The 1,382-nt window shown below is 74.7% G+C and carries 1 pseudogene; it reads left to right on the top strand.

The features are described 5' to 3' along the window. Positions 1-78 precede the first annotated feature (78 nt). Positions 79-1,382: pseudogene (locus I5E_RS25260) on the top strand (glycosyltransferase family 2 protein); the annotation flags it as partial.

Raw genomic sequence — 1,382 nt, 5'->3', positions numbered from 1 at the left:
ATCGAGGAGTTCGGCCGCAAGCGGGTCTCCGAGGGACGCCGTGTCCGGATGCACCGGCAGGCGCAGCTGCACCGCCGGATGACCTACGCACCCATCGGGGTCCTCTGGCTGCACTGGCTCACGCTCGTGCCCTTCGCGGTCGGCCGTGCCGTCGGGCACCTCGTCGCGAAGCACCCGGCAGCGGTCGGCGCGGAGCTCGCCGCGGCCTTCTCGGTCGCCTTCGGCGGTGGGACCGGACGGTCGCGCCGCGTCCTCGCGCGCGGGAAGAAGCTCGGGTGGGCGGCCGTCGAGCCGCTCCGGGTCAGCTGGCGCCGGGTGCACGAGCGACGCACCACCTCGCGCGACGTCGAGCTCGCTCGGGTCGAGGACGCCCCGATCGCCCGGGCGTCCTTCCTCGGCGACGGCGGGATCTGGGTCGTGCTCGCCGCGGCGGTCCTCAGCGTCGTGACCCTCTACCCCCTGCTCGGCTCGCCGGCGCTGACCGGTGGCGGGCTCCTGCCGCTGAGCACTGACGTCGCCCGGCTCTGGCAGAACGTCGGCTACGGCTGGCACTCGATCGGCACCGGGTTCACCGGCCCGAGCGACCCCTTCGCCGCGGTCGTCGCGGTGCTCGGATCCATCACGTTCTGGTCGCCGTCCACCTCGGTGGTGCTCGTGATGCTCGTCGCGTTCCCGCTCGCCGCGCTCGGCGCCTGGTTCGCGGTCCGGAAGCTGACCACCCGCACCTGGGTGCCGGTCATCGGCGCGGCGCTGTACACGATCGCGCCGACGCTCGTCGGTGCCGTGACGAGCGGGCACCTCGGTGCCGTGATCGCGCACGTGCTCCTGCCTTGGCTGTTCCTCGCCGTGCTCGAGGCGCACCGGTCGTGGGCGTGGGCCTCCGGCGCGTCCCTGCTCTTCGCCGTCGTCGCGGCCTCCGCGCCGTCGCTGCTGCCGGTCCTGCTGCTCGGCTGGCTGGTGTCGCTCGCCGTCGGCTGGCGACGCGCGCACCGCCGGGTCTTCATCCCGGTGCCGGCCGCGGTGCTCTTCCTGCCGCTCGTGCTCGCGCAGGTCGCCCGCGGCAACGTGCTCGCCGTGTTCGCGGACCCGGGTGTCCCGTCGGCCACCCGTGCGCCGTCGGCGTTCCAGCTCGCCATCGGTCAGCCCGTCCCGGACTGGAGCGGCTGGCTGCCGACCACCTCGGGCCTGGCACTCGCCGCGTGGATCCTGCCCGTGGCGATGGCGGTGCTCGCGCTGCCGATCGCCGTCGCCGCCATCGGCGCGATGCTCGGCCACCGCTGGGCCGTCACCGGCGCCGTGCTCCTCATCGCCCTGGCCGGCTTCGCCACCGCCTTCGCCGCCACCCACGTCGCGGTGACCGGTGTCGGGTCGACCACCACGAT

The organism is Curtobacterium sp. B18, from assembly GCF_000333375.1.
In the GTDB taxonomy this organism is placed as follows: domain Bacteria; phylum Actinomycetota; class Actinomycetes; order Actinomycetales; family Microbacteriaceae; genus Curtobacterium.
Note: the sequence above shows the minus strand (reverse complement) of the source record. Positions and strands in the feature narration are given on the sequence as shown.